The sequence below is a fragment of the Streptomyces sp. NPDC096079 genome (assembly GCF_040303145.1).
In the GTDB taxonomy this organism is placed as follows: domain Bacteria; phylum Actinomycetota; class Actinomycetes; order Streptomycetales; family Streptomycetaceae; genus Streptomyces.
This window is the reverse complement of sequence record NZ_JBEOST010000011.1, coordinates 232,230-256,924: the sequence shown is the minus strand read 5'-3', so window position 1 is coordinate 256,924 and position 24,695 is coordinate 232,230. Positions and strand designations below refer to the sequence as shown.

Genomic DNA, 24,695 nt, shown 5'->3' with positions numbered 1-24,695 from the left:
CGGCCTAGTGTGGTGACCGTGCGTCCAGTCCTGCACGCCCGCGCGAGGGCTCTGCCGGCGTGGCGTCAGGACAACGGCCCCACGACACCGGAGCGGCCGCCCGTCGGCGGCCGCGCGCCGGACGACGGGCCGGACGACGGAACGGCCGCGTCAGCGCGGCCCATCGCACACCGACGGCACCGCCGCCTGTGAGAGGGACGGGAATGGAACCGACCGAGAGCGCCGCACCGGTCCCACGGCCGCACGGCCGTGTGGTCCCCCTGGGCTTCTCCCGGCTGCCCGCAGCCGTGATGGGCATCGCCGCCGTCGTACTCGTCGCCGGGCTCCAGCGAGCCGTCGGCGCCGGACACGGACTCTTCCCCGGCGGCGTCGCCGGCTGGTCCCTCGCCGTCCTCACCGGCCTCATCGTCGGCCACCTGGTCGCCCTCGGCCGGGACCGCTGGTGGGGCGGCACCGGCTCCGGCGCCGCCCTCACCCTCGCCGTCCTCCTGCTGTACGGCTGGGTGCCCGCCGGACTCGTCTCGCTCACCGTCGTCACCCTCGTCGGCGCCGCCCGCCGGCACCGCTGGCGCCAGGGCCTGCTGCACGGCGCCGCCGACGTCCTGGGCGTCGGCGCCGCCGCCCTCGTCCTCGCCCTCTTCGGAGACGTACCGACCGTCGAGGAGCCCTGGCAGCCCCTCGACTGGACCATCGGGGACCTCCCGGAGGTCGTCCTCGCCGCCGGCACCTACCTCGTGGCCACCCGCCTCCTGCTGTGGTACACGCTCGCCCCGCAGGGCCGCGGACTGCCCACCATCGCCCGCACTGCCCTGCTCCGGCAGGGCCTCGTCGCCGTCGCGCTCCTCGGGATCGCCCCGCTCCTCTGCGTCGTCGCCGCCACCCGGCCGGTCCTCCTGCCGCTCTTCGCCGTCCCCCTCATCGCCCTCGACTCCACCCTGTGGATCGCCCGCGCCCGGGCCGAGGAACAGCTCCGCGACCCGCTCACCGGACTCCCCAACCGCCAGTGGCTCCTGGAGCGGGCCTGGACCGCCCTGGAGGAGGCCGAGGGCGAGGGGGCCCGCGCCGCCCTCGTCCTGATCGACCTCGACCGCTTCCGCTCGGTCAACGACACCCTCGGCCACCTCGCCGGCGACCGGCTCCTCCTCCAGATCGCCGAACGGCTGCGCCTCGCCCTGCCCCGCGGCGCCGAGGCGGCCCGGCTCGGCGGCGACGAGTTCGCCGTCCTGCTGCCCTCCGCCGACTCCACCACCAGCGCCCAGCGGGTCGCCCGCCACCTCGTCGCCGAACTCTCCTCCCCGCTCGACCTCGACGGGCTCACCCTCGTCCTGGAGGCCAGCGCCGGCGTCGCCGTCTTCCCCGACCACGCCCTCGACGCCGAGGGCCTGCTGCGCCGCGCCGACGTCGCCATGTACCAGGCCAAGCGCGACCGCACCGGCGTCGAGGTCTACGAGTCCAAGCGCGACTCCAACACCCCCGACCGGCTCGGCCTGCTCGGCGACCTCCGCCGCGCCCTCGACGCCGGCGAGGTCGAACTCCACTACCAGCCCAAGGTCCGCTTCGACGGCCAGGTCGCCGGCCTTGAGGCGCTCGTCCGCTGGGTCCACCCCGAGCGCGGCAAGGTCCCGCCGGACGAGTTCATCGCCATCGCCGAGTCCTCGGGCCTCATGCCCCACCTCACCGAGTACGTCCTGGAGACCGCCCTCGCCCAGGTCGCCCGCTGGCGCGCCCAGGGGCTCAACGTCCCGGTCGCCGTCAACGTCTCCCCGCGCGACGTCCACACCCCCGGCTTCGCCGGCGCCGTCGCCGCCCGTCTCGCCCGCCACGGCGTGCCCGCCGGGGCGCTCCAGCTGGAGATAACGGAGCACGTGCTCCTGGAGGACCCCCAGCGGGCCGCCGACACGCTGAACGGTCTCACCGGCCACGGCGTCAAGATGTCCCTCGACGACTTCGGGACCGGCTACTCCTCCCTGGTCCATCTGCGCAGGCTGCCCGTCAGCGAACTGAAGATCGACCGCTCCTTCGTGGCCCGGCTCGCCGTCGACACCGAGGACGCCGAGATCGTCCGCTGCACCGTGGACCTCGCCCACTCGCTCGGCCTCCTCGTCGTCGCGGAGGGCGTCGAGGACGACGAGACCTGGGAGCGCCTGCGCGACCTGGGCTGCGACGCCGTCCAGGGCTGGCTGGTGGCCGCCGCGATGCCGCCCGGCGAGGCCACGGCCTGGCTCCTGGCCCGCGGCGAGCACGGCTGGCGCCGACCCGCCGACATCGCCGCCCAGGTCGACCTGGACCACCCGTCGGGCCAGGTCGTGCAGTGATCCGCACCCTCCCGGGGCAAACCGTTTAACGGGCAGCCGTACCGGCGCCCTAGGATGGGCGCACACCATCAAGCTCACCCCGTGAGGATCCGCATGCCTGGCATCACGCGCGAGGAGGTCGCCCACCTCGCACGGCTGGCGCGTCTGGAGCTGAAGGGCGAAGAACTCGATCACTTCGCCGGCCAGCTCGACGACATCATCGGCGCGGTCGCCCGCGTCTCCGAGGTCGCCGACCAAGACGTACCGCCGACCTCCCACCCGCTGCCGCTGACCAATGTCATGCGCGCGGACGAGGTCCGTCCGTCGCTCACCCCCGAGCAGGCGCTCTCCGGCGCCCCGGCCCAGGAGCAGCAGCGTTTCAAGGTGCCGCAGATCCTGGGGGAGGACTAAGAAGTCATGACGGACAACACCATCATCAAGCTCACCGCGGCCGAGATCGCCGGGAAGATCGCCGCCGGCGAGCTGACCGCCGTCGAGGTCACCGAGGCGCACCTCGCCCGCATCGAGGCCGTCGACGAGAAGGTCCACGCCTTCCTGCACGTCGACCGCGAGGGTGCCCTCGCGCAGGCCCGCGCCGTCGACGAGAAGCGCGCCCGGGGCGAGAAGCTCGGCCCGCTCGCCGGTGTGCCGCTCGCGCTCAAGGACATCTTCACCACCGTCGGCATGCCGACCACCGTGGGCTCGAAGATCCTGGAGGGCTGGATCCCGCCGTACGACGCGACCCTGGTCAAGAACCTCAAGGCCGCCGACGTCGTCATCCTCGGCAAGACCAACATGGACGAGTTCGCGATGGGCTCCTCGACGGAGAACAGCGCGTACGGCCCGACCGGCAACCCCTGGGACCTGACCCGGATCCCCGGCGGCTCCGGCGGCGGCTCCTCGGCCGCGCTCGCCGCGTACGAGGCCCCGCTCGCCATCGGCACGGACACCGGCGGCTCCATCCGCCAGCCCGCGGCCGTCACCGGCACCGTCGGCGTCAAGCCGACCTACGGCGGCGTCTCCCGCTTCGGCATGGTGGCCTTCTCGTCCTCCCTCGACCAGGGCGGCCCCTGCGCCCGTACGGTCCTGGACGCGGCCCTCCTGCACGAGGCGATCGCCGGGCACGACCCGCTCGACTCGACCTCCATCGACGCCCCGGTCCCGCCGGTCGTCGAGGCCGCGCGCAACGGCTCGGTCGCCGGCATGCGCGTCGGTGTCGTCAAGCAGTTCCGCGGCGAGGGCTACCAGGCCGGCGTCGTGCAGCGCTTCGACGAGTCCGTCGAGCTGCTGAAGTCGCTGGGTGCCGAGGTCGTCGAGCTGGACTGCCCGACCTTCGACCTCGCCCTCTCGGCGTACTACCTGATCGCGCCGTCGGAGTGCTCCTCCAACCTGGCCCGCTTCGACGCCATGCGCTACGGCCTGCGGGTCGGCGACGACGGCACGCGGTCCGCCGAGGACGTCACCGCCCTCACCCGTGAGGCCGGCTTCGGCGACGAGGTCAAGCGCCGGATCATCCTCGGTACGTACGCGCTGAGCTCCGGCTACTACGACGCCTACTACGGCTCGGCGCAGAAGGTCCGCACCCTCATCACCCGCGAGTTCGAGAAGGCCTTCGAGGAGGTGGACGTGATCGTCTCCCCGACGACCCCCACCACCGCCTTCCCGATCGGCGAGCGCGCCGACGACCCGATGGCGATGTACCTCGCGGACCTGTGCACCATCCCGACCAACCTGGCCGGCAACGCCGCCATGTCGCTGCCCTGTGGCCTCGCGCCCGAGGACGGTCTCCCGGTCGGCCTGCAGATCATCGCCCCCGCCATGAAGGACGACCGGCTGTACAAGGTCGGCGCCGCCGTCGAGGCCGCCTTCGTGGAAAAGTGGGGTCACCCGCTGCTTGAGGAGGCTCCGTCGCTGTGAGTGCCATGGCAAAGAAGGCCAAGAACTTCAAGAAGTCGAAGACCGGCGTCTACGTCTCGCTGGCGACCACCGCGTTCGGCGCGATCAGTGTCGCGAAGCAGGCCAAGCTGGCCCGCAACGACCACGACATGCTGCGGCTGATCGACTCCGCCGTGTCCGCCGCCGCCATCGTTACCGGCCTGGCGATCCTCTACCGGGAGCTGAAGCGCCTGGGCGACGACGACGTCCTGCTGGGCTGAGAGGGAAAGTCTCACCGTGACCGTCACTGAACTGCTGTCGTACGAAGCGGCGCTCGCCGAGTACGACCCCGTCATGGGCCTTGAGGTCCATGTCGAGCTCGGCACCAAGACGAAGATGTTCTGCGGCTGCTCGACCGAGCTGGGCGCGGAGCCGAACTCGCAGACCTGCCCGACCTGCCTCGGCCTGCCCGGCTCCCTGCCGGTGGTCAACGCGATCGGCGTCGAGTCCGCGATCAAGATCGGCCTCGCGCTGAACTGCGAGATCGCCGAGTGGTGCCGCTTCGCCCGGAAGAACTACTTCTATCCGGACATGCCGAAGAACTTCCAGACCTCCCAGTACGACGAGCCGATCGCCTTCAACGGCTACCTGGACGTCCAGCTGGAGGACGGCGAGATCTTCCGCGTGGAGATCGAGCGCGCCCACATGGAGGAGGACACCGGCAAGTCCACCCACATCGGTGGCGCGACCGGCCGCATCCACGGCGCCTCGCACTCGCTGCTCGACTACAACCGGGCCGGCATCCCGCTCATCGAGATCGTCACCAAGCCGATCGAGGGCGCGGGCGAGCGGGCCCCCGAGGTCGCCAAGGCGTACGTCGCCGAGCTGCGCGAGCTGATCCGTGCCCTGGGCGTCTCCGAGGCGCGCATGGACAAGGGCCAGATGCGCTGCGACGTGAACCTGTCGCTGCGCCCGCACGGCACCAAGACCTTCGGCACCCGCTCGGAGACGAAGAACGTCAACTCGCTCCGTTCGGTGGAGCGCGCGGCGCGCTTCGAGATCCAGCGCCACGCGGCCGTCCTGTCCTCCGGCGGGACGATCGTGCAGGAGACCCGTCACTTCCACGAGGACGACGGCTCCACCACCTCCGGCCGCATCAAGGACAACGCCGAGGACTACCGGTACTTCCCGGAGCCCGACCTGGTCCCCGTCGCCCCGGCCCGCGCGTGGGTCGAGGAACTGCGGGGCGGTCTGCCCGAGCTGCCGCGCGTGCGCCGCAACCGGCTGCGTGAGGAGTGGGCCGTCTCCGAGCAGGAGATGCAGTCCATCCTGAACGCGGGTGCGGTCGACGCGATCGTCGCGACCACCGAGGCGGGCGCGGACGCGGCCTCGGCCCGCAAGTGGTGGATGGGCGAGCTGGCCCGCAACGCCAACGAGAAGGGCGTCTCCCTTGAGGAGCTGCCCATCACCCCGGCGGACGTGGCCCGGGTCTCGGCCCTGGTGGCCGGCGGCGACCTCAACGACAAGCTGGCCCGTCAGGTCATCGAGGGCGTCCTCGCCGGCGAGGGCACCCCGGACGAGGTCGTCGAGAAGCGCGGTCTGAAGGTCGTCTCCGACGACGGTGCGCTCGGCGCGGCCGTCGACGAGGCCATCGCGGGCAACGCGGCCATCGCCGACAAGATCCGCGGCGGCAAGGTCGCGGCGGTCGGCGCCCTGGTCGGCGCGGTCATGAAGGCCACCCGCGGCCAGGCGGACGCGGCGAAGGTCAAGGACCTGATCCTGGAGAAGCTGGGCGTCACCGAGGGCTGAGCGCCCGAGGGCCCGTGAGGAGGGGCGGTACGGCTGTCGTGAGGACGGCCGTACCGCCCCTTCCTCATCCCGACAGCAGGTGTCGGCCGAGGACCGCGAGGTCATCGACGCGTCCCACTGCGCGCTGGTCATCGAGACCTCGGGGAACCCGCGCACGCTGCTCGCGAGCCTGGACCGCGACGAGGTGCACCAGCGTGTCCGGAGCGGGCAGCGTGGGGCATTCCGATGACGGGTCGACGGGGCCGGCCCGCCGACGGTGGGCGAGCGTCGCCGGGGGAGCGTCGGTGGGGGAGTGTGGCCGGAAATCGCTTGGATTCCTGTCGTGTTCTGTTGGACGTTCACCACCGCGCCCCCGTCGGGCCTTCTCGCCGTCACCCCGGATCACTACCGTCCCCGGCGTACCAACCAATGGCTCGAAGGCGAACCATTGGCCGTCGACTGGAGGTCGGTCTTGTCATCCGAGAAGTCCCCCGAGCTGTCCCGCAGAAGGCTCCTCGCGCTGGGCGGTGGCGCGCTCGGCGTCGCCGCGGCGGGCTCCCTGCTGCCGCCGTCGCTGCAGGCGGCGATGGCCGCGGAGCCTCCGGCCGGGGGGATGGCGGCGATCCGGCACGTGGTGATCCTCATGCAGGAGAACCGTTCCTTCGACCACTACTTCGGCACCCTCCGCGGCGTCCGCGGATTCGGCGACCGCAATGCCATCGAACTCCCCTCGGGCACGCCGGTCTTCGAGCAGCCGGCCGCGCTCGGCCGCACCGTGCTGCCCTTCCCGATCCGCGGCGCCGCCGCGACGCAGAAGAAGGACCTCCAGTACATCGGCGACCTCGACCACTCCTGGAGCGGCGGAGGAAAGGCCTGGCGCGGCGGCTGGATGGACGGCTGGGTCACGGCCAAGACCGCCGCCACCATGGCGTACTACGACCGCCAGGACATCCCGCTCCACTACGAGCTCGCCGACACCTTCACCATCTGCGACGCGTACCACTCGTCCATCCACACCTCGACGAGCCCCAACCGCAACCACCTCTGGTCCGGCTGGACCGGCTTCGAGGCCGACGGCAGCCGCGCCGTCACCAACGCCGCCTACGCCGAGGACACCCACCCCGGCTACGGCTGGTCCACCTACGCCGAACGGCTCGAAGCCGCCGGGCGGAGCTGGAAGACGTACACCGAGTGGGAGAACTTCACCGACAACAACATCGAGTTCTTCACCACCTTCAAGAAGATCGCCCGCAAGGCCCTCGCCGGCACCGGCGGGCACACCTTCATGGAGTCCTTCTACGCCGCCGTCCGCGACACCGACGACCCCGCCGAGCGGACGAGACTGCTCGGACTCCTCGACGAGGGCGTCGCGACCCTCACCGACGCCGAGCGCTCCCTCTTCGAGCGCGGGCTCCGCCGCGTCGAGTCCGGCACCCTCGCCGACGCCTTCCGCGCGGACGTCGCCGCCGGCACCCTCCCCGAGGTCTCCTACCTCGTCCCCTCCGCGATCGACTCCGAGCACCCCGGCGCCTCCTCGCCGATCGCCTCCGCGACCCTCGTCTACAAGGTGCTCGACGCCCTCGGCGCGCACCCGGACGTCTGGCGCCACACCGTCGTCCTGATCAACTACGACGAGAACGACGGCTTCTTCGACCACGTCCCGCCGCCGGTCCCGCCCGCCGACGACACGGACGAGCACTGGAAGGGGCAGCCCACCGGCCTCGGCATCCGCGTCCCGCTGCTCGTCGTCTCCCCCTGGTCGGTCGGCGGCTACGTCTGCTCCGAGACCTTCGACCACACCTCCGTGATCCGCTTCCTGGAGCAGCTCACCGGCGTCCGGGAGCCCAACATCACCCCCTGGCGCCGGGCCGTCACCGGCGACCTCACCTCCGCCTTCGACTTCCGGCGCGGCCGCAGGCGGCCCGAGGTCGAGCAGCCCGGCCCGGTCCCGCCCTTCACCGGACGCTGGCGGCCGCAGCCCCCGGCCGTCCAGCGGATGCCCGAGCAGGAGCCCGGAGTCCGCCGCGCCCGCCCCCTGCCGTACCAGCCGGACGCCTCCGCGACGACCGGCGCCGGTGCCGTCACGGTCGCGCTCAGCAACCGGGGCAAGGCGAGCGCGCACTTCGCGCTCTATCCGTACGCGGGTGAGTTCACCGTCCCGCAGCACCGGGACGTCAGGGGCGAGGAGCAGTGGACCGTCCCCGTCCCGGGTGATCGCTACCGCTTCACGATCACCGGCCCCAACGGCTTCCGGCGCGAGTTCGAGGGCCCCGCGACGGGCGGCGCCGAGCTCGCCACCCGGCTCGACCACCATGACCGTGACCTGCACCTCACCGTCCGGAACACCGGCTCCGCCCCGGTGGCCTTCACCGTCCGGCCGCTCGGCTACGTCGACGAGGACGACCTTGCCGACTGGACCCGCACCGTCACCGTGAAGCCCGGGAAGACCCGTACCGTCGTGCACTCCGCCGCCGACGCGCACGGCTGGTACGACCTTGAGGTGACCGCACCCGGCGGCTTCCGTCGCCGGCTCATGGGCCACATCGAGAACGGCCGCGCGAGCGTGTCCGGCTGAGGTCCCGGACGCCGGGGACCTCAGGTCAGGCCCTTGGTCCCCGGCCTTCGCCGTGCCCTGTGAGGATCGCCACGAAACGGGCAAACGATCACGTTTGGCTGGAACAGTGGGCGGAAGCACAGATCCAGTCAGGAGCACGTCCTTTGGCCGCAATCGCACGGTGGTGCCTCCGGCACCGTCTCGTCGTCGTTCTCCTGTGGCTCCTCGCGCTCGGCGGGACCGCGGCCGGCGCCACCCTGGCAGGCAGCGCGTACTCCAACGACTACGAGGCCCCCGGCACCGAGTCAGGCCGGGCCACCGCCCTCCTCGACCGGGGCTTCCACGGCCTCGGCGGCGACAGCGACACCATCGTCTGGCACAGCGACCGGGGCAGCGTCCGCGCCGACGCCGTCGAGCGGCGCATGACCGCGATGCTCGACCAGGTCGCCGACCTCCCCGGCATCGCCGCCGTCACCTCCCCGTACGGCGACACGCGCGGCCAGGTCAGCGAGGACGGCCACACCGCCTACGCCACCGTCAGCTTCCACGCGCAGGCCGACGACATCCCCGAGGCCCAGGCCCGCGCCCTGGTGGACACCGCCAAGGCCGCCGCCTCCGACGACCTCCAGGTCGAGCTCGGCGGCAGCGCCGTCGCCCTCACCGAGGGACCCGGCGGGCACATTGCCGAGATCGTCGGCGTCGCCGTCGCCGGCGTCGTCCTCTTCCTCGCCTTCGGCTCGCTCGCCGCCTCCGCGCTCCCCCTCGCGACCGCGCTGGTCAGCGTCGGCATCGCGTACTCCGGGATCGTGCTCCTCGGCCACCTCATGACCGTCGCCGACTTCGCCCCCATGCTGGGCATGCTCGTCGGCCTCGGCGTCGGCATCGACTACGCCCTCTTCATCGTCACCCGGCACCGCAGAGGCCTCAAACGCGGCCTCTCCGTCGCCGAGGCCGCCGAGACCGCCGTCGCCACCACCGGCCGCGCCGTCGTCTTCGCCGGCGCCACCGTCTGCATCGCCCTGCTCGGCATGCTCATCCTGCGGCTCGGCTTCCTCAACGGCGTCGCCATCGCCGCCTCGCTCACCGTGCTCCTCACGGTCGCCGCCTCCGTCACCCTGCTGCCCGCGCTGCTCTCGTTCATCGGCATGCGCGCGCTGTCCCGGCGCGAACGCCGGGTGCTCGCCGAGCGCGGGCCGCAGCCCGAGCTGCCCACCGGCTTCGCCGCCCGCTGGTCCGCCTTCGTCGAGCGGCACCCCAAGCTCCTCGGCGCGGTCGCCGTCCTCGTCATGGGCGTCCTCGCGCTGCCGACGCTCTCCCTCCACCTCGGCACCTCCGACCAGGGCAACGGCCCCGCCTCCGCGACCACGCGTCAGGCGTACGACCTGCTCGCCGAGGGCTTCGGGCCGGGTGTCAACGGGCCCCTCACCCTCGTCGCAGGCCTCGACGGCGCCGACGACCGCGTCGCCCTCGACCAGCTGCCCGCCGCGCTCACCGCCACCAAGGGCGTCGCGTCCGTCTCCCCGGTCACGTACAACAGCGCGGGCGACACCGCCGTCCTCACCGTCGTGCCCGAATCCGCCCCGCAGTCCAAGGCGACCAGCGAGCTCGTCGACCGGCTCCGCACCGACGTCCTCCCGAAGGCCGAGAACGGCACCTCCCTCGACGTCCACGTCGGCGGCGTCACCGCCTCCTACGACGACTTCGCCGAGATCATCGTCGGCAAGCTGCCGCTCTTCGTCGGCGTCGTGATCGCCCTCGGCTGCCTGCTGCTCCTGCTCGCCTTCCGGTCGATCGGCATCCCGCTCAAGGCCGCCGCCATGAACATCGCCGCCGTCGCCGGAGCCTTCGGCATCGTCGTCGCGATCTTCCAGTGGGGCTGGGGGAGCGAGCTGCTCGGCCTCGGCAGCGCCGGACCGGTCGAACCCTTCCTCCCCGTGATCATGGTCTCCGTGCTCTTCGGGCTCTCCATGGACTACCAGGTCTTCCTGGTCAGCCGGATGTACGAGGAGTGGCTGGAGACCGGCGACAACCGGCGGGCGGTCCGGGTCGGTCTCGCCGAGACCAGCCGCGTGATCAACTCCGCGGCGGTCATCATGATCTCCGTCTTCCTGGCCTTCGTCCTCAGCGGCGACCGGGTCATCGCGATGTTCGGCATCGCCCTCGCGGCGGCCGTCGCCCTCGACGCCTTCGTCCTGCGCACCCTCCTCGTGCCCGCCCTCATGCACCTGCTCGGCGGCGCCAACTGGTGGCTGCCGAAGTGGCTCGACCGCCTGCTGCCCCGGATCAGCATCGAACCGCCCGAGTGCCGCGACGCCGCCGACGCGCGTGCGAAGATCCCCGTACAGCGCGTGACGGCCGCGGCCGTGGAGGAGAGGAACGAGGATGTTCGCGATATCGCTGGGTGACGACGGCGCCGAGCTGAGGCCCCTGGAGCCCTGGCAGGCCGAGGAGCTGCTCGCCCACATGGACCGGGGCAGGGACTTCATCGGGCAGCACATCGGCCTCCCCGACGTCGTCTCGGACCTCGACTCGGCCCGCGCCTACCTCCGCTCGTACGCCGAGAAGGCCGCGAGCGACACCGGCCGCCTCTACGGCATCTGGAGCGAGGGCACCCTGGTCGGCGGCGTCCTCTTCCGGACCTTCGACGTCGCGAACGGCACCGCCGAGGCCGGCTGCTGGCTGGAGCCCTCCGCCGCCGGGAAGGGCCTGATCACCCGGGCCTGCCGGGTGATCATCGACTGGGCGATCGAGGAGCGGGGCATCCACCGCGTCGAGTGGTACGCCTCCACGAAGAACCTGGCCAGCGTCGCCGTCGCCCGCCGCCTCGGGATGACGAAGGAGGGCGTCGTGCGGGAGAACTACCTCTACCGCGGCACCCGCGCCGACACCGAGATCTGGGCCGTCCTCGCCCCCGAGTGGCGCTCGGCGAAGGCGTCTTAAGCCCCCTCTCATGTCGGCGCCCTAGCGTGCGCCGCATGGACACCAAGACGACCGAGAAGACCGCACCCGACACCGGGACGGAGAAGGCCGGCGCGGCGGCGGAGACCGCGACCGACGAGGCCGGCGCGGCGGCGGAGACCGCGACCGACGAGGCCGGCGCGGCGGCGGAGACCGCGACCGCCGCCGACACCGCCGACCTCCTCGACGAGCAGGACGAACGGGACGGGGACGAACGGGACGGGGACGAGCCGGACGACGACGGGGCGGACTCCCCCGAGGCCGCCTCCTCCGGGACCACCGGCATCGGCGCCGCCGCCGCTGCCCTGGTCTCCGCGGGCCTCTCCGCCGTCGCCCTCACCGGCACCTGGACCGGCAAGGTCGTCGCCGAGCGCGAGACGCTCATCGGGCAGATCAAGACCTCCGGCAGCGGCACCCCGGCCCAGCAGATCAGCGAGATCTACGGCGACGCCTGGCACAGCACCGCCCTGGTCAACGGCGTCTTCGCCCTCATCGCACTGCTCGTCGCCGTCCTCGTGCTCACCCTGCCCCGGCGGCCCGCCTGGGTCCGCGCGGTGGCCGTCGCGGGCGCCGTCCTGGGAGGCCTGGGGCTGCTCCTCTCGCTCGGTACCTACTTCGACCTGTTCCTGAGCCTCCCGACCACCGGCTCCTGAGACGTCCCGGGGTACCGCCTAAGGCACCCCCGGAACCCTCCTAAGGACCCCCGTACCCCGAACATGCGGCACTCGCCCGATGTGACGGCACCCCCTGGGAAACGAAAGTAGAGGCATCGCAAGAGAGCGATACCGAAACCGGAAACCAGGGAGCACACGATGTTCGAGTACGAACTCCACACCATGCACCACGCCGAGCTCATCGCCGAGGCCGCCGCCCACCGCCTCGCCCAGGAGGCCGCGGTGACCCGCAAGGGCCTGCGCCTCTTCGGCCACCGGATCGGAGGCCATGACACGGAGGGGCAGGTGGTCGACGGCGGTCGCGGTCGCTTCGTCCGGGCCGCGTGAGCCCCGTATGAGCGACGGCAAGGAAGTCTGTGCGATGCTCGGCGCCGTGGAGACCAGGTCAGTCAGTCCCGTCTTCGTCGGCCGCGCCGGCGAACTCACCGCCCTCACCGAGGCGCTCTCCCGCGCGACCGCGGGAGAGCCCCAGGCCCTGCTCGTCGGCGGTGAGGCGGGTGTCGGCAAGACCCGGCTCATCGAGGAGTTCCTCGACACGGCCTGCGACCGGGGCGCCGTCGTGGCCCTCGGCGGCTGCGTCGAACTCGGCGCCGACGGCCTGCCCTTCGCGCCCTTCTCCGCCGCTCTGCGCGCGCTCCGCCGCCGCCTCCCCGAGGACCTCGACGCCGCCGCCGAGGGCCACGAGGGCGAACTCGCCCGCCTGCTGCCCGAACTGGGCGACCCCGGCAGCCACGAGCCCTCCGACGAGGACTCCACCGCCCGCCTCTTCGAACTGACCGTACGGCTCCTGGAACGGCTCGCCGCCGACCGCACCCTCGTGCTCGTCCTGGAGGACCTGCACTGGGCTGACGCCTCCACCCGGCACCTGCTCACCTACCTCCTGCGCACCCTGCGCCGCGGCCGGATCGTGGTCGTCGCCAGCTACCGCGCCGACGACATCCACCGCCGCCACCCGCTGCGCCCCCTCCTCGCCGAGCTCGACCGGCTCCGCACCATCCGCCGCATCGAACTCTCCCGCTTCACCCGCACCGAGGTGCACCGCCAGCTCACCGGCATCCTCGCCGCCGAACCCGACCCCGGACTCGTCGAAGAGGTCTTCGAACGCTCCGACGGCAACGCCTTCTTCGTCGAGGAACTCGTCGTCTCCCACGAGGCCGGCTGCGCCGCGGGCCAGCTCAGCGACTCCCTCCGCGACCTCCTGCTCGTCCGGGTCGAGGCGCTCCCCGAGGCCGCCCAGCGGGTCGCCAGGATCGTCGCCGAAGGCGGCTCCACCGTCGAGTACGGACTGCTCGCCGCCGTCGCCCGGCTCACCGAGGACGAGCTCATCGAGGCGCTGCGCGCCGCCGTCGGCGCCAACATCCTCCTCGCCGTCCCCGACGGCGACGGCTACCGCTTCCGCCACTCCCTGGTCCGCGAGGCCGTCAGCGACGACCTGCTGCCCGGCGAGCGCTCCCGCCTCAACCGGCGCTACGCCGAGGCCCTGGAGGCCGACCCCGGGCTCGTCCGCCCCCATGAGCGGACCACCCGCCTCGCCACGTACTGGTACCACGCGCACGCCCCGGAGAAGGCCCTCCCCGCCGTCCTCCAGGCCTCCGTCGAGACCCGCACCCGGCACGCCTACGCCGAGCAGCTCAGCCTCCTCGAACGCGCCATGGAACTCTGGGACAAGGTCCCCGCCGAGACCCGCGACTCCCTGCGCCCCATCGACTACGCCGACGCCTATCCCGCCTGCGGCTGCGACCCCGCGACCACCTCGCTGCGCTACCTCGACCTGCTCGCCGAGGCCGCCGTCGCCGCCCGGCTCAGCGGCGAGCGCGAGCGGGCCTCGAAGATCTGCCGCACGGCGCTGCGGATCCTCGACGAGGCCGAGAACGACCCGCTGCGCGCCGCCTGGTTCTGGACCGAGATGGCCCGGCTCCAGTCCAACCTCGGCCGCGGCGACGGCTGGCCGGAGATCGCCCGCGCCCAGGAGCTCGTCAAGGGCCTCCCGCCGTCCGCCGTCCACGCCACCGTCCTCGTCGGCGCCGCCGGCTGGGGCATGCTCCGCAACCCCGGCCCCGAGGCGCTCGCCGCCGCCGAGCGCGCCGTCGAGTACGCGCGGTTCGTCAAGGCCGAACCGATCGAGCTGAACGCCCGGATCACCCTCGGCACCATCATGGTGTCGGCGGGAGACACCGAGGGCGGGCTCGCCGCCATGCACGAGGCCCGCGAACGGACCATCGCCCTCGGCCAGTTCCACGAGGCCGCCCGCGCCCATGTGAACCTCTCCTCCTCCATGGAGGCGCTCGGCCGCTCCCGCGAGGCCGTGGAGATCGCCACCACCGGCATCGAACTGGCCCGCTCCCGCGGCCTCGTCGACAGCGCGGGCTGGATCCGCGCCAACCTCGCCGAATCGCTCCTCTCGCTCGGCGACTGGGACCGCGCCAAGGAGGAGGCCGAGGAACTGCTCCGCTCCGGCGCCAGCAGCACCAAGCCGGGCGGCACCGCCCTGCTGCAGCTCGCCCACCTCGCCCTCGGCCGCGGCGAGCCGGCCAGGGCCGCCGCGCACCTCGCCGAGGCCCGCAGCCGCTACGGCGCCCGCGACCCGATCCCGCAGTACACCCTGCCCATGGCCCAGGTCGAGATCGCCGTCGCCGCCGCCGAGGGACGCCTCACGGACGTACGGGAACTGCTCGCCGCCACCGCGGAGACCGGCTTCCCGCCCGGCACCCACCGCTACGGCTGGCCGCTCGTCCTCACCGCCGTCGCAGCCGAGGCCGACAGCCGCGGGCTGCCCGCCGCCGCCGAGGGCCGCGCCGAGGCCCTCGCCCTCGTCCGCCGCTGCGTCCGCGGCCTCGCCACCCCGGCCCCCGTCTGGGCGGCCTACGCCCAGCAGGTGTCCGAGGAGCTCGCCCGCGCCGAGGGCCGCGAGACCGCCGCCCGCTGGGCCGAGGTCGTCGCCGCCTTCGAGCCGCTCGAACGCCCGCACCAGCTGGCCCGCGCCCGTCACCGTCTCGCCGACGCCCTGCTCGTCGAGGGCGGCCGCCGCGAGGAGGCCGCGGCCCTGCTCCGCGCGGCCCAGGCCACCGCCGCCCGCCTCGGCGCCCGCCCGCTCCGCGAGGACGTGGAACTCCTCGCCGCCCGCGCCCGCCTCTCCCTCACCCCGGAGAAGCAGGTCCCGGCGCCGGCGGAGCCGGGCGACGACACCTTCGGCCTGACGCCCCGGGAACAGGACGTGCTGCGCCTGGTCGCGGCCGGCCGCACCAACCGTCAGATCGCCGAGGAACTCTTCATCTCACCCAAGACGGCCAGCGTCCACGTCTCCAACATCCTCGCCAAGCTCGGCGTCGCCGGCCGCGGCGAGGCCGCCGCCCTGGCCCACCGCCTGCACCTCCTCGACACGCCCGTCTGACGCCCCGGGCCTCCCCGACCCCGCCGACCCCGGAGGCCCCGCGGGCTCAGGCCCGGAAGCGGTGTCCCCCGTCCCGCCGGAGCCGTCCGCCGGGCGGGGGAGGCGTATCGTCACCCGGCCCGAGGCCAGGTCCACCGGGCCGCGTCCCGGGTCGGCGTCCCCCGGATCCTCCCGGGTGAGGGCCTCACGGCGCCGCTCCTCCTCGATGTGCCTGCGCCCCGGCGCGAAGAACTCGTCCAGTCCGCCGAACACGGTCACCGCCTCCCTCACCTCACCTCCAGCCGGAGGATCCGGTCGTCCCCGGGCCCGGGTGTCCCCCGGGTGTCGGTCTCGCTGGTCGCGAGCCAGAGCCTGCCGCCGCCGGTCGCGAGAACCGTGCGCAGACGTCCGTACTCACCCTTCAGGAACGCCTCCGGCTCCCCGGATCGTTCCGCGCCGGAGAGCGGCACCCGCCACAGCCGCTCGCCCCTGAGCCCGGCCATCCAGATCGCGCCCCGCGCGTACGCGATGCCGCTCGGCGAGGCCTCCGAGGTCGGCCACTGCGCCACCGGGTCCACGAAACCGGACTTCCCGGACCGGCCCTCGGCCTCCGGCCAGCCGTAGTTCCGGCCGGGCTCCACCAGGTTCAGCTCGTCCCAGGTGTTCTGTCCGAACTCGGCCGCCCACAGCCGGCCCTCCGCGTCCCAGGCGAGCCCCTGCACATTGCGGTGCCCGTACGAATAGACCACCGAGCCGGGGAAGGGATTGCCCGGTGCGGGTCTGCCCTCCGGCGTCATCCGCAGGATCTTCCCGCCGAGCGACGCCCGGTCCTGGGCCAGCCCGGTCCGGCCCGTCTCGCCCGTCCCCGCGTACAGCATGCCGTCCGGCCCGAACGCGATCCGTCCGCCGTTGTGCACGAAGCCCTTGGGGATGCCGGTGAGCACCGGCTCCGGCGCGCCGAGCCGGTCGCCCTCCCCGCCGCCGTACCGCATGCGCACGATCCTGTTGTCCGTGGCGGCCGTCAGATACGCGTACACCCGACCGTCCCGCACGGCGAGCCCCAGGAGCCCGCCCTCGCCGCCCGGCACCACCCCCGGGACCTCGCCGAGCACGGTCTTCGCGCCGGTCCGCCCGTCGACCCGGGTGATCGTCCGCTCGTCCCGCGAGGAGACCAGCAGATCCCCGCCGGGCAGTTCCGCGAGCCCCCAGGGGGACCTCAGCCCCTCGGTGAGCGTCCCCGTCACCGACACGGAGCCGGCGGAGGGCGCGGACGGCGGCGAGGACCGTGAGGAAGGCGAGGAAGGCGAGGAAGGCGAGGACGGCGAGACGGAGACCGACGAGGGCGGCGCGGTGCCCGGACGCTCCTCGGCGGGGGTCCCCGAGGAACAGCCGGCCAAGAGCAGCAGCACGGCGGCGCCCCACAGGGCCTTCACGACAGGACGGCTCATGAAACGGTCCCCTTCGACGAGTCGAGCGGCATCCCTACACCCTTGATACACCGCTCGCCCCGATCAGGTTCCCGCTCTCAGTCCCAGGAACCGCGCGGAGCCGGAAGCGCCGCGATCTCCGCCAGGTCCTCTCCGGTGAGCCGCAGCGCCGCCGCCCCCGCGTTCTCCACCGCCCACCGCTCCCGCTTCGCCCCCGGCACCGGCACGACGTGCCGCCCGCGGCCCAGCACCCACGCCAGCGCCACCTGCGCCGGGGTGACCTCCGTCCCGTGTCGCGCCGCCACTCTGCGCAGTCCCGCCACGATCGGCTGGTTCGCCGCCATCATCTCGGCGGTGAACCGGGGGTGCCGGGCCCGCGGGTCCTCCGGCTCGAAGCCTCCGCCCGGGGTCAGCGTCCCGGTCAGGAAGCCGTTCCCCAGCGGCATCGCCGCCAGGAATCCGACGCCCCGCGCCGCACACCAGGGCAGCAGACGCACCAGGGCCTCCCGCGACCACACCGACAGCTCCGCCTCCACCGCCGCCACCGGGAACACCTGCTGGATCCGGTCCAGTTGCCGGATCGTTCCCTCGTACCCGTCGCGGCCGGCACCCGTCGCACCCCGGCGGGCCGACCGGGCACCGACGGCGCAGAGGCCGAGCGCCCGCACCTTGCCGGCGGACACCAGCTCGGCCATGGCGCCCCAGGTCTCCTCGATCGGCACCTCGGGGTCCGCGCGATGCAGCTGGTAGAGATCGATGACATCGGTCTGGAGCCGTCGCAGCGAGGCGTCGCAGGCCCGGCGCACGTACCCCGGCCTGCCGTCGGCGACCACGTGCCGCCGCTCCCCGCCGTCGCCGACCAGCAGGCCGCACTTCGTCGAGACGAACGCCTCGGCCCGGCGCACCTTCAACACCCGCCCCACCAAAAGCTCGTTGGTGAACGGGCCGTACATGTCGGCGGTGTCGAGGAGGCTCACCCCGGCGTCGAGCGCCGCGTGCACGGTCCGCAGCGAGCGGTCCCCCCGCTGTTCCGAACGGCTGTACGCCCAGCTCATCGGCATGCACCCCAGGCCGATCGCACCCACGTCGAGCGCCGTCGCCCCGATAGTCCTGCGCTCCACCTGCCGGTACCCCTCCCTGTGCCGTCCCCCAAAGTAACCAATGGCGCACGGGATTCTTCGCATAGCCTCCCGGTCATGAGATTCGAAGACACGACCGCTGACGTGTGGCTTCCCGTCCCCGCCGACGAGATCGACGGGCTGCCGGCACCGGGGGAGTCGGGCCTGAACTACCGCTTCTGGGACGGCGGTCCCGAGTTCCCGGCCGATCCGGCGCGCTGCGCCTTCTACGTCGTCCCGTACATGAAGGGCTCGGAGATCGCCGTACGGCCGCTGGCGGAGATGACGTCCCTCCGGGTGGTGCAGACCCTCTCCGCGGGCATCGACCACGTCACCCCGGGCATCGGCGCCCTGCGCCCGGGCGTCGCCCTCTGCAACGCGAAGGGCGTCCACGAGGCGAGCACCGCCGAGCTCACGCTCGCCCTGATCCTCGCCTCGCTGCGCGGTATCCCGGGATTCGTGCGCGGCCAGGACGCCGAGGAGTGGCGGGCGGGCTTCTACCCGGCCCTCGCCGACAAGTCCGTCCTGATCGTCGGGTACGGATCGATCGGTGCCGCCATCGAGGACCGGCTCGCACCCTTCGAGTGTGCGCGGGTGGCGCGCGTCGCGCGCTCCGCGCGCACCACAGGGCGCGGCCCGGTGCACGCCCTGACCGACCTTCCCGCGCTGCTCCCCGAGGCGGACGTGGTCGTGCTCTCCACTCCGCTCACGCCCGCGACCACCGGTCTCGCCGACGCCGGGTTCCTCGCGCGGATGAAGGACGGCGCGCTCCTCGTGAACGTCGCCCGGGGCCCGGTCGTCGACACGTCCGCCCTGCTCAAGGAGGTCGAGAGCGGACGGATCACGGCGGCACTGGACGTCACCGACCCGGAACCGCTGCCGGCCGGGCACCCGTTGTGGCACGCTCCCGGTGTCCTGATCAGTCCCCATGTGGGAGGTTCCACTTCGGCCTTCATGCCGAGGGCGAAGCGGCTGATCGCAGGACAACTGCGGCGGTTCGCGGCGGGCGAGGAACTGGCCAACGTCCTCCTCACCACCGGCTGACCGGAGGGGTCCGTTCGACCGTGCGGGTGAGTGCGCCCCCGACACGCGCCGCACACAAGCCCCCTGATCGTCACGGAGAGTACTGCGACCCTGTCCCTGAGTGACGGTCCTGGTGTATCGTCCGGTGGCGGGGGACTGCGTCGAGAACGGGCTGACGCTGGGGAGCGAAGTGACGGGTCATCAGAATCCGAGGGGGGCGACGGGTGGAGCACGGCCGGAGGACCGACGATCCGACGCGGCGACGCCGCCGGCGGCGAGCCCGCCGCGCCTCGCCGCCGGCCTCGCGCACTCGGTACCGGACCAGGCGGCGCAGCACCGCACACCACGCGCCACCGCCGCCGTACCGCCGGACACCGACCGCGCCGCCGACCACGACCTGGCCGCCCATGATGGCGCCGCCCGCGACGGTGCCGCCCATGATGGCGCCGCCCGCGCCACCGCCGCCGCCCACGACGGTGCCGCCCGCGACGGTGCCGCCCGCGCCACCGCCGCCCACGGCGGTGACCGCGACCGCGGCGCCCGTGGCTGTGACTGCAGCGACCACGGCCCCCGCGGCGCCGACGGCCACGCGCACGCGCCCGGTCGTTCCGGTGAGCCGGTGGCGCGGGCGCACGACGCGGGCGGGTGCGGCGGCGCGCCGCCGGAGGGTCCGGTGAGCGCGCCCGGGGCGGTCATCACGCGCCGTCCCGTCGGCGGCGACTCCGGACACCCGGACCCCGGGCGCCCCCGCCTCGGCGGTGCCGCCGCCCAGGTGGCCCTCGGGCTCGTCTGCGCGGGCTACACCACGGGAGCCTCGCTCGGCTGGGGCTCCCCCCGACTGGCCCTCTTCATGGGTGACTTCGGGCTCAGCGCCGCCGCGTTCACCGCCGCCGTCTCCTGCTTCCTCTACGGACGGGGCCACCGCGGCAGCGCCCGCCCGGCCTGGCTGCTCTTCGCCTTCTCCTCCTTCATGGCGGCCGCGGGGAACGCCGTGTGGGGCTGGTACGAGGTGGTGCTCCGTGCCGAGGTGCCGGACTCCTCCGTCGCCGACCTCTTCTTCTTACTCTTCGCGCCGCCCGCCATCGTGGGCCTCCTCGTCCTCGCCAAGAAACCCGTCACGCGGGCCGGCTGGGTGTGTCTGGGGCTCGACGCCTGGCTCATCGGCGGCTCCCTGCTCACGCTCTCCTGGAGCCTCGCCCTCGCCCGTACGACGCACTTCGAGGGCGAGTCCGTCGCCCAGGCCGCGCTGTCGCTCGCGTACCCGCTGCTCGACATCGTGCTCGTCAGCATGGTCCTCGTCCTGCACTTCCGACGCTCGCAGGCGAACCGCTCGGCGACGAACACGGCGATCGCCGCGCTCGCCCTGACGGTGCTGTGCGACGCCCTCTTCACCTCGCCGCTGCTTCGCGAGAACTACGCCTCGGGGCAGCTGCTCGACGCCGGCTGGTTCGCCGGCTCGCTGCTGCTGGCGTACGCGCCCTGGGGCGTCCGCCGTCCGCCGGACACCGCGACCGCCGTGCGCGGCCCGTCGCTCCACAGCCGCCCGGTCGCCGGCTCGCTCGCCGCCCTCACCCCGTACCTCGCCGCCGCGGTCTGCACCCTCGGCATCCTGTACAACGTCGTCGAGGGCCGCCGGGTCGACCGGGTCGTCGTCCTCACCGGCTGCACGGTGGTGCTCGCCCTCGTCGTGCGCCAGGGCATCATGCTCCTCGACAACATCGCCCTCACCCATGAACTGGCCCAGAAGGAGAACCACTTCAGGTCGCTCGTGCAGGGCTCCAGCGACGTCATCATGATCGCCGCGCCCACCGGGATGCTGCGCTACGTCAGCCCGGCCGCCTCCGGCGTGTACGGACGGGACGCCGACGACCTCATCGGCTCCGAGCTCGCCTCCCTCATCCATCCCGAGGACCTCGGTGCCGTCGTCCACGAGGTACGGCGCTTCCTGGCCGTCTCGCCCGCCGAAGAGCCCACCACGCGGATCGAGTGCCGCTTCCGCTCCGGCCGCGGCGACTGGCTCAATGTGGAGTCGACGGTCAACCGCCACCAGGGCGGCCTGATCTTCAACAGCCGGGACGTCACCGAACGCGTGCGGCTCCAGGCCCAGTTGCAGCACAACGCCGAGCACGACCCGCTCACGGACCTGCCCAACCGCGCCCTGTTCACCCGGCGCGTCCGGCAGGCGCTCAGCGGCCGCCGCTCCTCCGACCAGGGCACCGCCGTGCTCTTCATCGACCTCGACGGCTTCAAGGCGGTCAACGACCGCCTCGGCCACCAGGCGGGCGACGACCTCCTCGTCCAGGCCGCCCGCCGCCTCCACGACTCGGTACGGGCCGGGGACACCGCCGCCCGGCTCGGCGGCGACGAGTTCGCCGCCCTCATCCTCGGCGACGGCGGCCGCGACCGGACCGCCCGCCGGAGCCAGGTCCAGGAGATCGCCGACCGGCTCCGGCTCACGCTCTCCCAGCCGTACCGCGTGGACGGCGGCAACGAGGTGCGGGTCGCCGCGTCCATCGGCGTCGCCTTCGCCGAGCCCGGCATCGGCGCCGGTGACCTGCTGCGCAACGCGGACCTCGCCATGTACCGGGCCAAGGCCGCGGGCAAGGACCGCGTCGAGCTCTACGCCCCGCAGATGCAGGCCGACGTGGTCCGGCGGACCGAGCTGGCCGCCCGGCTGCGCACCGCCCTCCACGACGGCGAGTTCGCCCTGCTCCACCAGCCGGTCGTCGATCTCGCCACGGGACGGATCTCCGCCGTCAGCGCCCAGGCCCGCTGGCGTTCCTCGCAGGGCATCCTCTTCACACCGGCCGAGTACCTCCGGGTCACGGACGACGGCGAGCGCACCGCCGAGCTCGGCCGCTGGCTGCTGGAGGAAGCGGTGGAGCAGGCCGCCGAGCGGGCGGGAATCGGCCACCGTACGCCCGTGTCCATCCGGCTCTCCGCCCGGCGCCTCCTCGACCGCTCGCTGCCCCTCGGCTCGGTCGAGTCGCTCCTCACCCGGCACGGGCTGCCGTCCGGTTCGCTGATCGTCGAGCTCGCCGACAGCGACCCCAGGACCTCGCTCGACGAGCTGGAGCAGCGCCTGATCACCCTGCGCCGGCTCGGGGTGCGGATCGCCCTCGACGGCTTCGGCAGCGGACATGTGGCGATCAACGCCCTGCGGCGGCTCCCCGTGGACATACTGAAGCTGGACCGGGTGCTCGTGGAGGGCGTGGTCGAGTCGGCCCGGCTCCGCAAGATCACGCGCGGGGTGCTGGGCATCGCCGGGGAGCTCGGACTGCAGACCGTCGCCGAGGGCGTCGACGTCCCGGAGCAGGTCGTGGCCCTGCGCGCGATGGGTTGCAGCCACGCCCAGGGCATGGCCTTCTCGGGTCCTCTCGACGAGTACCGCCTGCGCCGGGCCCTCGTGCGGGACGAGTATCCGCTGCCCGGGGCCGTCCCCGTGCGTGTCGGAAACCGTCCCCCGATCCGCTCAAATAATGAGACGCCTGTCCCACCCACTTGACAGTGGTGAGGGCGGAGAGGGAGGGTCAGTGCCATGCGCACCCGAATTCTCGTACTTGGAAAGCGCGTCGGCTGAGGCAGGGCCCCCGTAGGCCCCGCTGAGAACGCACCCGACGCGCTCCCCTCGCTTGCCTCACGGCACGAGGGGTTTTTTGTTGCACTGGCTCACCCCAAAAACGACGCAAACCCCTGCAAAACACCTCGCAAAAACCCTCTGCTTCGAGAAGAGATGCTGATGACCGAGCAGGCCACCGGGCACCATCCGCAGCCGCGGCCCCGTAACGGCGCGCAGCCCGCCACCACCGTCGAGCACGTCACGGGCGCGCAGTCCCTCATCCGTTCTCTCGAGGAAGTGGGCGCCGACACCGTCTTCGGCATCCCCGGCGGCGCGATCCTCCCCGCCTACGACCCGATGATGGACTCGCAGCGGGTGCGTCACATCCTGGTCCGCCACGAGCAGGGGGCGGGCCACGCCGCCACCGGCTACGCCCAGGCCACCGGCAAGGTCGGCGTCTGCATGGCGACCTCGGGGCCCGGTGCCACCAACCTGGTCACCCCGATCGCCGACGCGCACATGGACTCGGTCCCGCTCGTCGCCATCACCGGCCAGGTCGCCTCCAAGGCGATCGGCACGGACGCCTTCCAGGAGGCGGACATCTGCGGCATCACGATGCCGATCACCAAGCACAACTTCCTCGTCACCAAGGCCGAGGACATCCCGCGGACGATCGCCGAGGCCTTCCACATCGCCTCCACCGGCCGTCCGGGCCCGGTCCTGGTCGACATCGCCAAGGACGCCCTGCAGGCGAAGACCACCTTCAGCTGGCCGCCGCAGACCGACCTGCCCGGCTACCGCCCGGTGACCAAGCCGCACGCCAAGCAGATCCGCGAGGCCGCCAAGCTGATCAGCGCCGCCAAGCGACCCGTCCTGTACGTCGGCGGCGGCGTGATCAAGTCCGGCGCCACCGCCGAGCTGAAGATCCTCGCCGAGCTGACCGGCGCCCCGGTCACCACCACCCTGATGGCGCTCGGCGCGTTCCCCGACAGCCACCCGCTGCACGTCGGCATGCCCGGCATGCACGGCGCGGTCACCGCCGTCACCGCGCTGCAGAAGGCCGACCTGATCGTCGCCCTCGGCGCCCGCTTCGACGACCGCGTCACCGGCAAGCTCGACAGCTTCGCCCCGTACGCCAAGATCGTCCACGCGGACATCGACCCGGCCGAGATCGGCAAGAACCGCGCCGCCGACGTCCCGATCGTGGGTGACGCCCGCGAGGTCATCGCCGACCTGGTCCAGGCCGTCCAGGCCGAGCACAGCGAGGGCAACAAGGGCGACTACTCCGCCTGGTGGAGCGACCTGAGCCGCTGGCGCGAGACCTACCCGCTCGGCTACGACCTGCCGGAGGACGGCAGCCTCTCGCCGCAGCAGGTCATCCAGCGCATCGGCCAGCTCGCCCCGGAGGGCACGATCTTCGCCGCGGGCGTCGGGCAGCACCAGATGTGGGCCGCCCACTTCATCGACTACGAGCAGCCGGCCACCTGGCTGAACTCCGGCGGCGCCGGGACGATGGGCTACGCGGTCCCCGCCGCGATGGGCGCCAAGGCCGGCATGCCGGACCGCACGGTCTGGGCGGTCGACGGCGACGGCTGCTTCCAGATGACCAACCAGGAGCTCACCACCTGCGCCCTGAACAACATCCCGATCAAGGTCGCCATCATCAACAACGGCGCCCTGGGCATGGTCCGTCAGTGGCAGACGCTCTTCTACAACCAGCGCTACTCGAACACCGTCCTGCACTCCGGCCCGGACGACATCCAGGCGAACAAGGGCACCCGCGTCCCCGACTTCGTCAAGCTCTCCGAGGCCATGGGCTGTGTCGCCCTGCGCTGTGAGGACCCGGCCGACCTGGACAAGGTCATCGCCGAGGCCAATGCCATCAACGACCGCCCGGTCGTGATCGACTTCATCGTCCACGAGGACGCCCAGGTCTGGCCGATGGTCGCCGCCGGCACCTCGAACGACGAGGTCATGGCCGCGCGGGGCGTCCGCCCCGACTTCGGCGACGGCGAAGACGACTGAGCGCGCAGAGCGAAAAGGAAGAGACCCAGA

Annotated in this window: 17 protein-coding genes; 14 read left to right on the top strand and 3 right to left on the bottom strand. The window is 72.9% G+C overall.

Translation table 11 applies throughout. The features are described 5' to 3' along the window. Positions 1-203: 203 nt before the first annotated feature. The 11 genes from ABTY59_RS23335 to ABTY59_RS23285 all read left to right on the top strand — a co-directional run bounded on the left by ABTY59_RS23335 (position 204) and on the right by ABTY59_RS23285 (position 15,534). Complete coding sequence (locus ABTY59_RS23335; RefSeq protein WP_352020926.1) at positions 204-2,315, top strand: putative bifunctional diguanylate cyclase/phosphodiesterase; 2,112 nt, start codon at positions 204-206, stop codon at positions 2,313-2,315. Between the two features lie 93 nt (positions 2,316-2,408). After that, positions 2,409-2,705 carry an Asp-tRNA(Asn)/Glu-tRNA(Gln) amidotransferase subunit GatC gene (gene gatC, locus ABTY59_RS23330; RefSeq protein WP_015036350.1) on the top strand — a complete coding sequence of 99 codons (297 nt, stop codon included), beginning with the start codon at positions 2,409-2,411 and terminating at the stop codon, positions 2,703-2,705. 6 nt (positions 2,706-2,711) lie between these two features. After that, positions 2,712-4,211 carry an Asp-tRNA(Asn)/Glu-tRNA(Gln) amidotransferase subunit GatA gene (gatA, locus tag ABTY59_RS23325; protein ID WP_352020925.1) on the top strand — a complete coding sequence of 500 codons (1,500 nt, stop codon included), beginning with the start codon at positions 2,712-2,714 and terminating at the stop codon, positions 4,209-4,211. 5 nt (positions 4,212-4,216) lie between these two features. Further along, on the top strand, positions 4,217-4,450 hold the full coding sequence (locus ABTY59_RS23320) for a hypothetical protein (RefSeq protein ID WP_041662892.1): 234 nt from the start codon (positions 4,217-4,219) through the stop codon (positions 4,448-4,450). 16 nt (positions 4,451-4,466) lie between these two features. Beyond that, positions 4,467-5,978 (top strand): Asp-tRNA(Asn)/Glu-tRNA(Gln) amidotransferase subunit GatB, encoded by a 1,512-nt coding sequence (gatB, locus tag ABTY59_RS23315; RefSeq protein ID WP_352020924.1) that lies wholly within the window; start codon positions 4,467-4,469, stop codon positions 5,976-5,978. Between the two features lie 451 nt (positions 5,979-6,429). Further along, positions 6,430-8,532, top strand: a complete 2,103-nt coding sequence (locus ABTY59_RS23310) for a phosphocholine-specific phospholipase C (protein WP_352020923.1) — start codon at positions 6,430-6,432, stop codon at positions 8,530-8,532. A gap of 143 nt (positions 8,533-8,675) precedes the next feature. Then, on the top strand, positions 8,676-10,916 hold the full coding sequence (locus ABTY59_RS23305) for an MMPL family transporter (protein ID WP_352020922.1): 2,241 nt from the start codon (positions 8,676-8,678) through the stop codon (positions 10,914-10,916). Then, positions 10,894-11,451 (top strand): GNAT family N-acetyltransferase, encoded by a 558-nt coding sequence (locus ABTY59_RS23300; RefSeq protein WP_352020921.1) that lies wholly within the window; start codon positions 10,894-10,896, stop codon positions 11,449-11,451. Before ABTY59_RS23305 ends, ABTY59_RS23300 begins: the two co-directional genes overlap by 23 nt. Before the next feature lie 26 nt (positions 11,452-11,477). Further along, complete coding sequence (locus ABTY59_RS23295) at positions 11,478-12,122, top strand: hypothetical protein (RefSeq protein ID WP_502995407.1); 645 nt, start codon at positions 11,478-11,480, stop codon at positions 12,120-12,122. Positions 12,123-12,281: 159 nt separating this feature from the next. After that, a complete protein-coding gene (locus ABTY59_RS23290) occupies positions 12,282-12,470 on the top strand; it encodes a hypothetical protein (RefSeq protein ID WP_352020919.1) in 189 nt (62 codons plus the stop codon). Positions 12,471-12,477: 7 nt separating this feature from the next. Next, positions 12,478-15,534 carry a helix-turn-helix transcriptional regulator gene (locus ABTY59_RS23285; RefSeq protein ID WP_352020918.1) on the top strand — a complete coding sequence of 1,019 codons (3,057 nt, stop codon included), beginning with the start codon at positions 12,478-12,480 and terminating at the stop codon, positions 15,532-15,534. On the opposite strand, the gene ABTY59_RS23280 is transcribed toward ABTY59_RS23285, so the two are convergent. The 3 genes from ABTY59_RS23280 to ABTY59_RS23270 all read right to left on the bottom strand — a co-directional run bounded on the left by ABTY59_RS23280 (position 15,418) and on the right by ABTY59_RS23270 (position 18,061). Then, positions 15,418-15,786 (bottom strand): DUF6191 domain-containing protein, encoded by a 369-nt coding sequence (locus ABTY59_RS23280; RefSeq protein ID WP_352020947.1) that lies wholly within the window; start codon positions 15,784-15,786, stop codon positions 15,418-15,420. The genes ABTY59_RS23285 and ABTY59_RS23280 overlap by 117 nt on opposite strands. Positions 15,787-15,800: 14 nt before the next feature. Continuing rightward, positions 15,801-16,961, bottom strand: coding sequence for a PQQ-dependent sugar dehydrogenase (locus ABTY59_RS23275; protein ID WP_352020917.1), 1,161 nt, complete (start codon positions 16,959-16,961; stop codon positions 15,801-15,803). A gap of 77 nt (positions 16,962-17,038) precedes the next feature. After that, the gene (locus ABTY59_RS23270; protein WP_352020916.1) at positions 17,039-18,061 is read right to left on the bottom strand and encodes an aldo/keto reductase; all 1,023 of its coding nucleotides are present in this window, start codon (positions 18,059-18,061) and stop codon (positions 17,039-17,041) included. Positions 18,062-18,136: 75 nt separating this feature from the next. Here ABTY59_RS23270 and ABTY59_RS23265 point away from each other — a divergent pair, with 75 nt between their 5' ends. The 3 genes from ABTY59_RS23265 (at position 18,137) to ABTY59_RS23255 (ending at position 24,665) form a co-directional block, all read left to right on the top strand. Continuing rightward, positions 18,137-19,102: a 2-hydroxyacid dehydrogenase gene (locus ABTY59_RS23265; protein ID WP_352020915.1), complete on the top strand. Its 966-nt coding sequence runs from the start codon at positions 18,137-18,139 to the stop codon at positions 19,100-19,102. A gap of 652 nt (positions 19,103-19,754) precedes the next feature. Further along, the gene (locus tag ABTY59_RS23260) at positions 19,755-22,586 is read left to right on the top strand and encodes a putative bifunctional diguanylate cyclase/phosphodiesterase (RefSeq protein ID WP_403540537.1); all 2,832 of its coding nucleotides are present in this window, start codon (positions 19,755-19,757) and stop codon (positions 22,584-22,586) included. A gap of 228 nt (positions 22,587-22,814) precedes the next feature. After that, complete coding sequence (locus ABTY59_RS23255; RefSeq protein ID WP_352020914.1) at positions 22,815-24,665, top strand: acetolactate synthase large subunit; 1,851 nt, start codon at positions 22,815-22,817, stop codon at positions 24,663-24,665. Positions 24,666-24,695 lie beyond the last annotated feature (30 nt).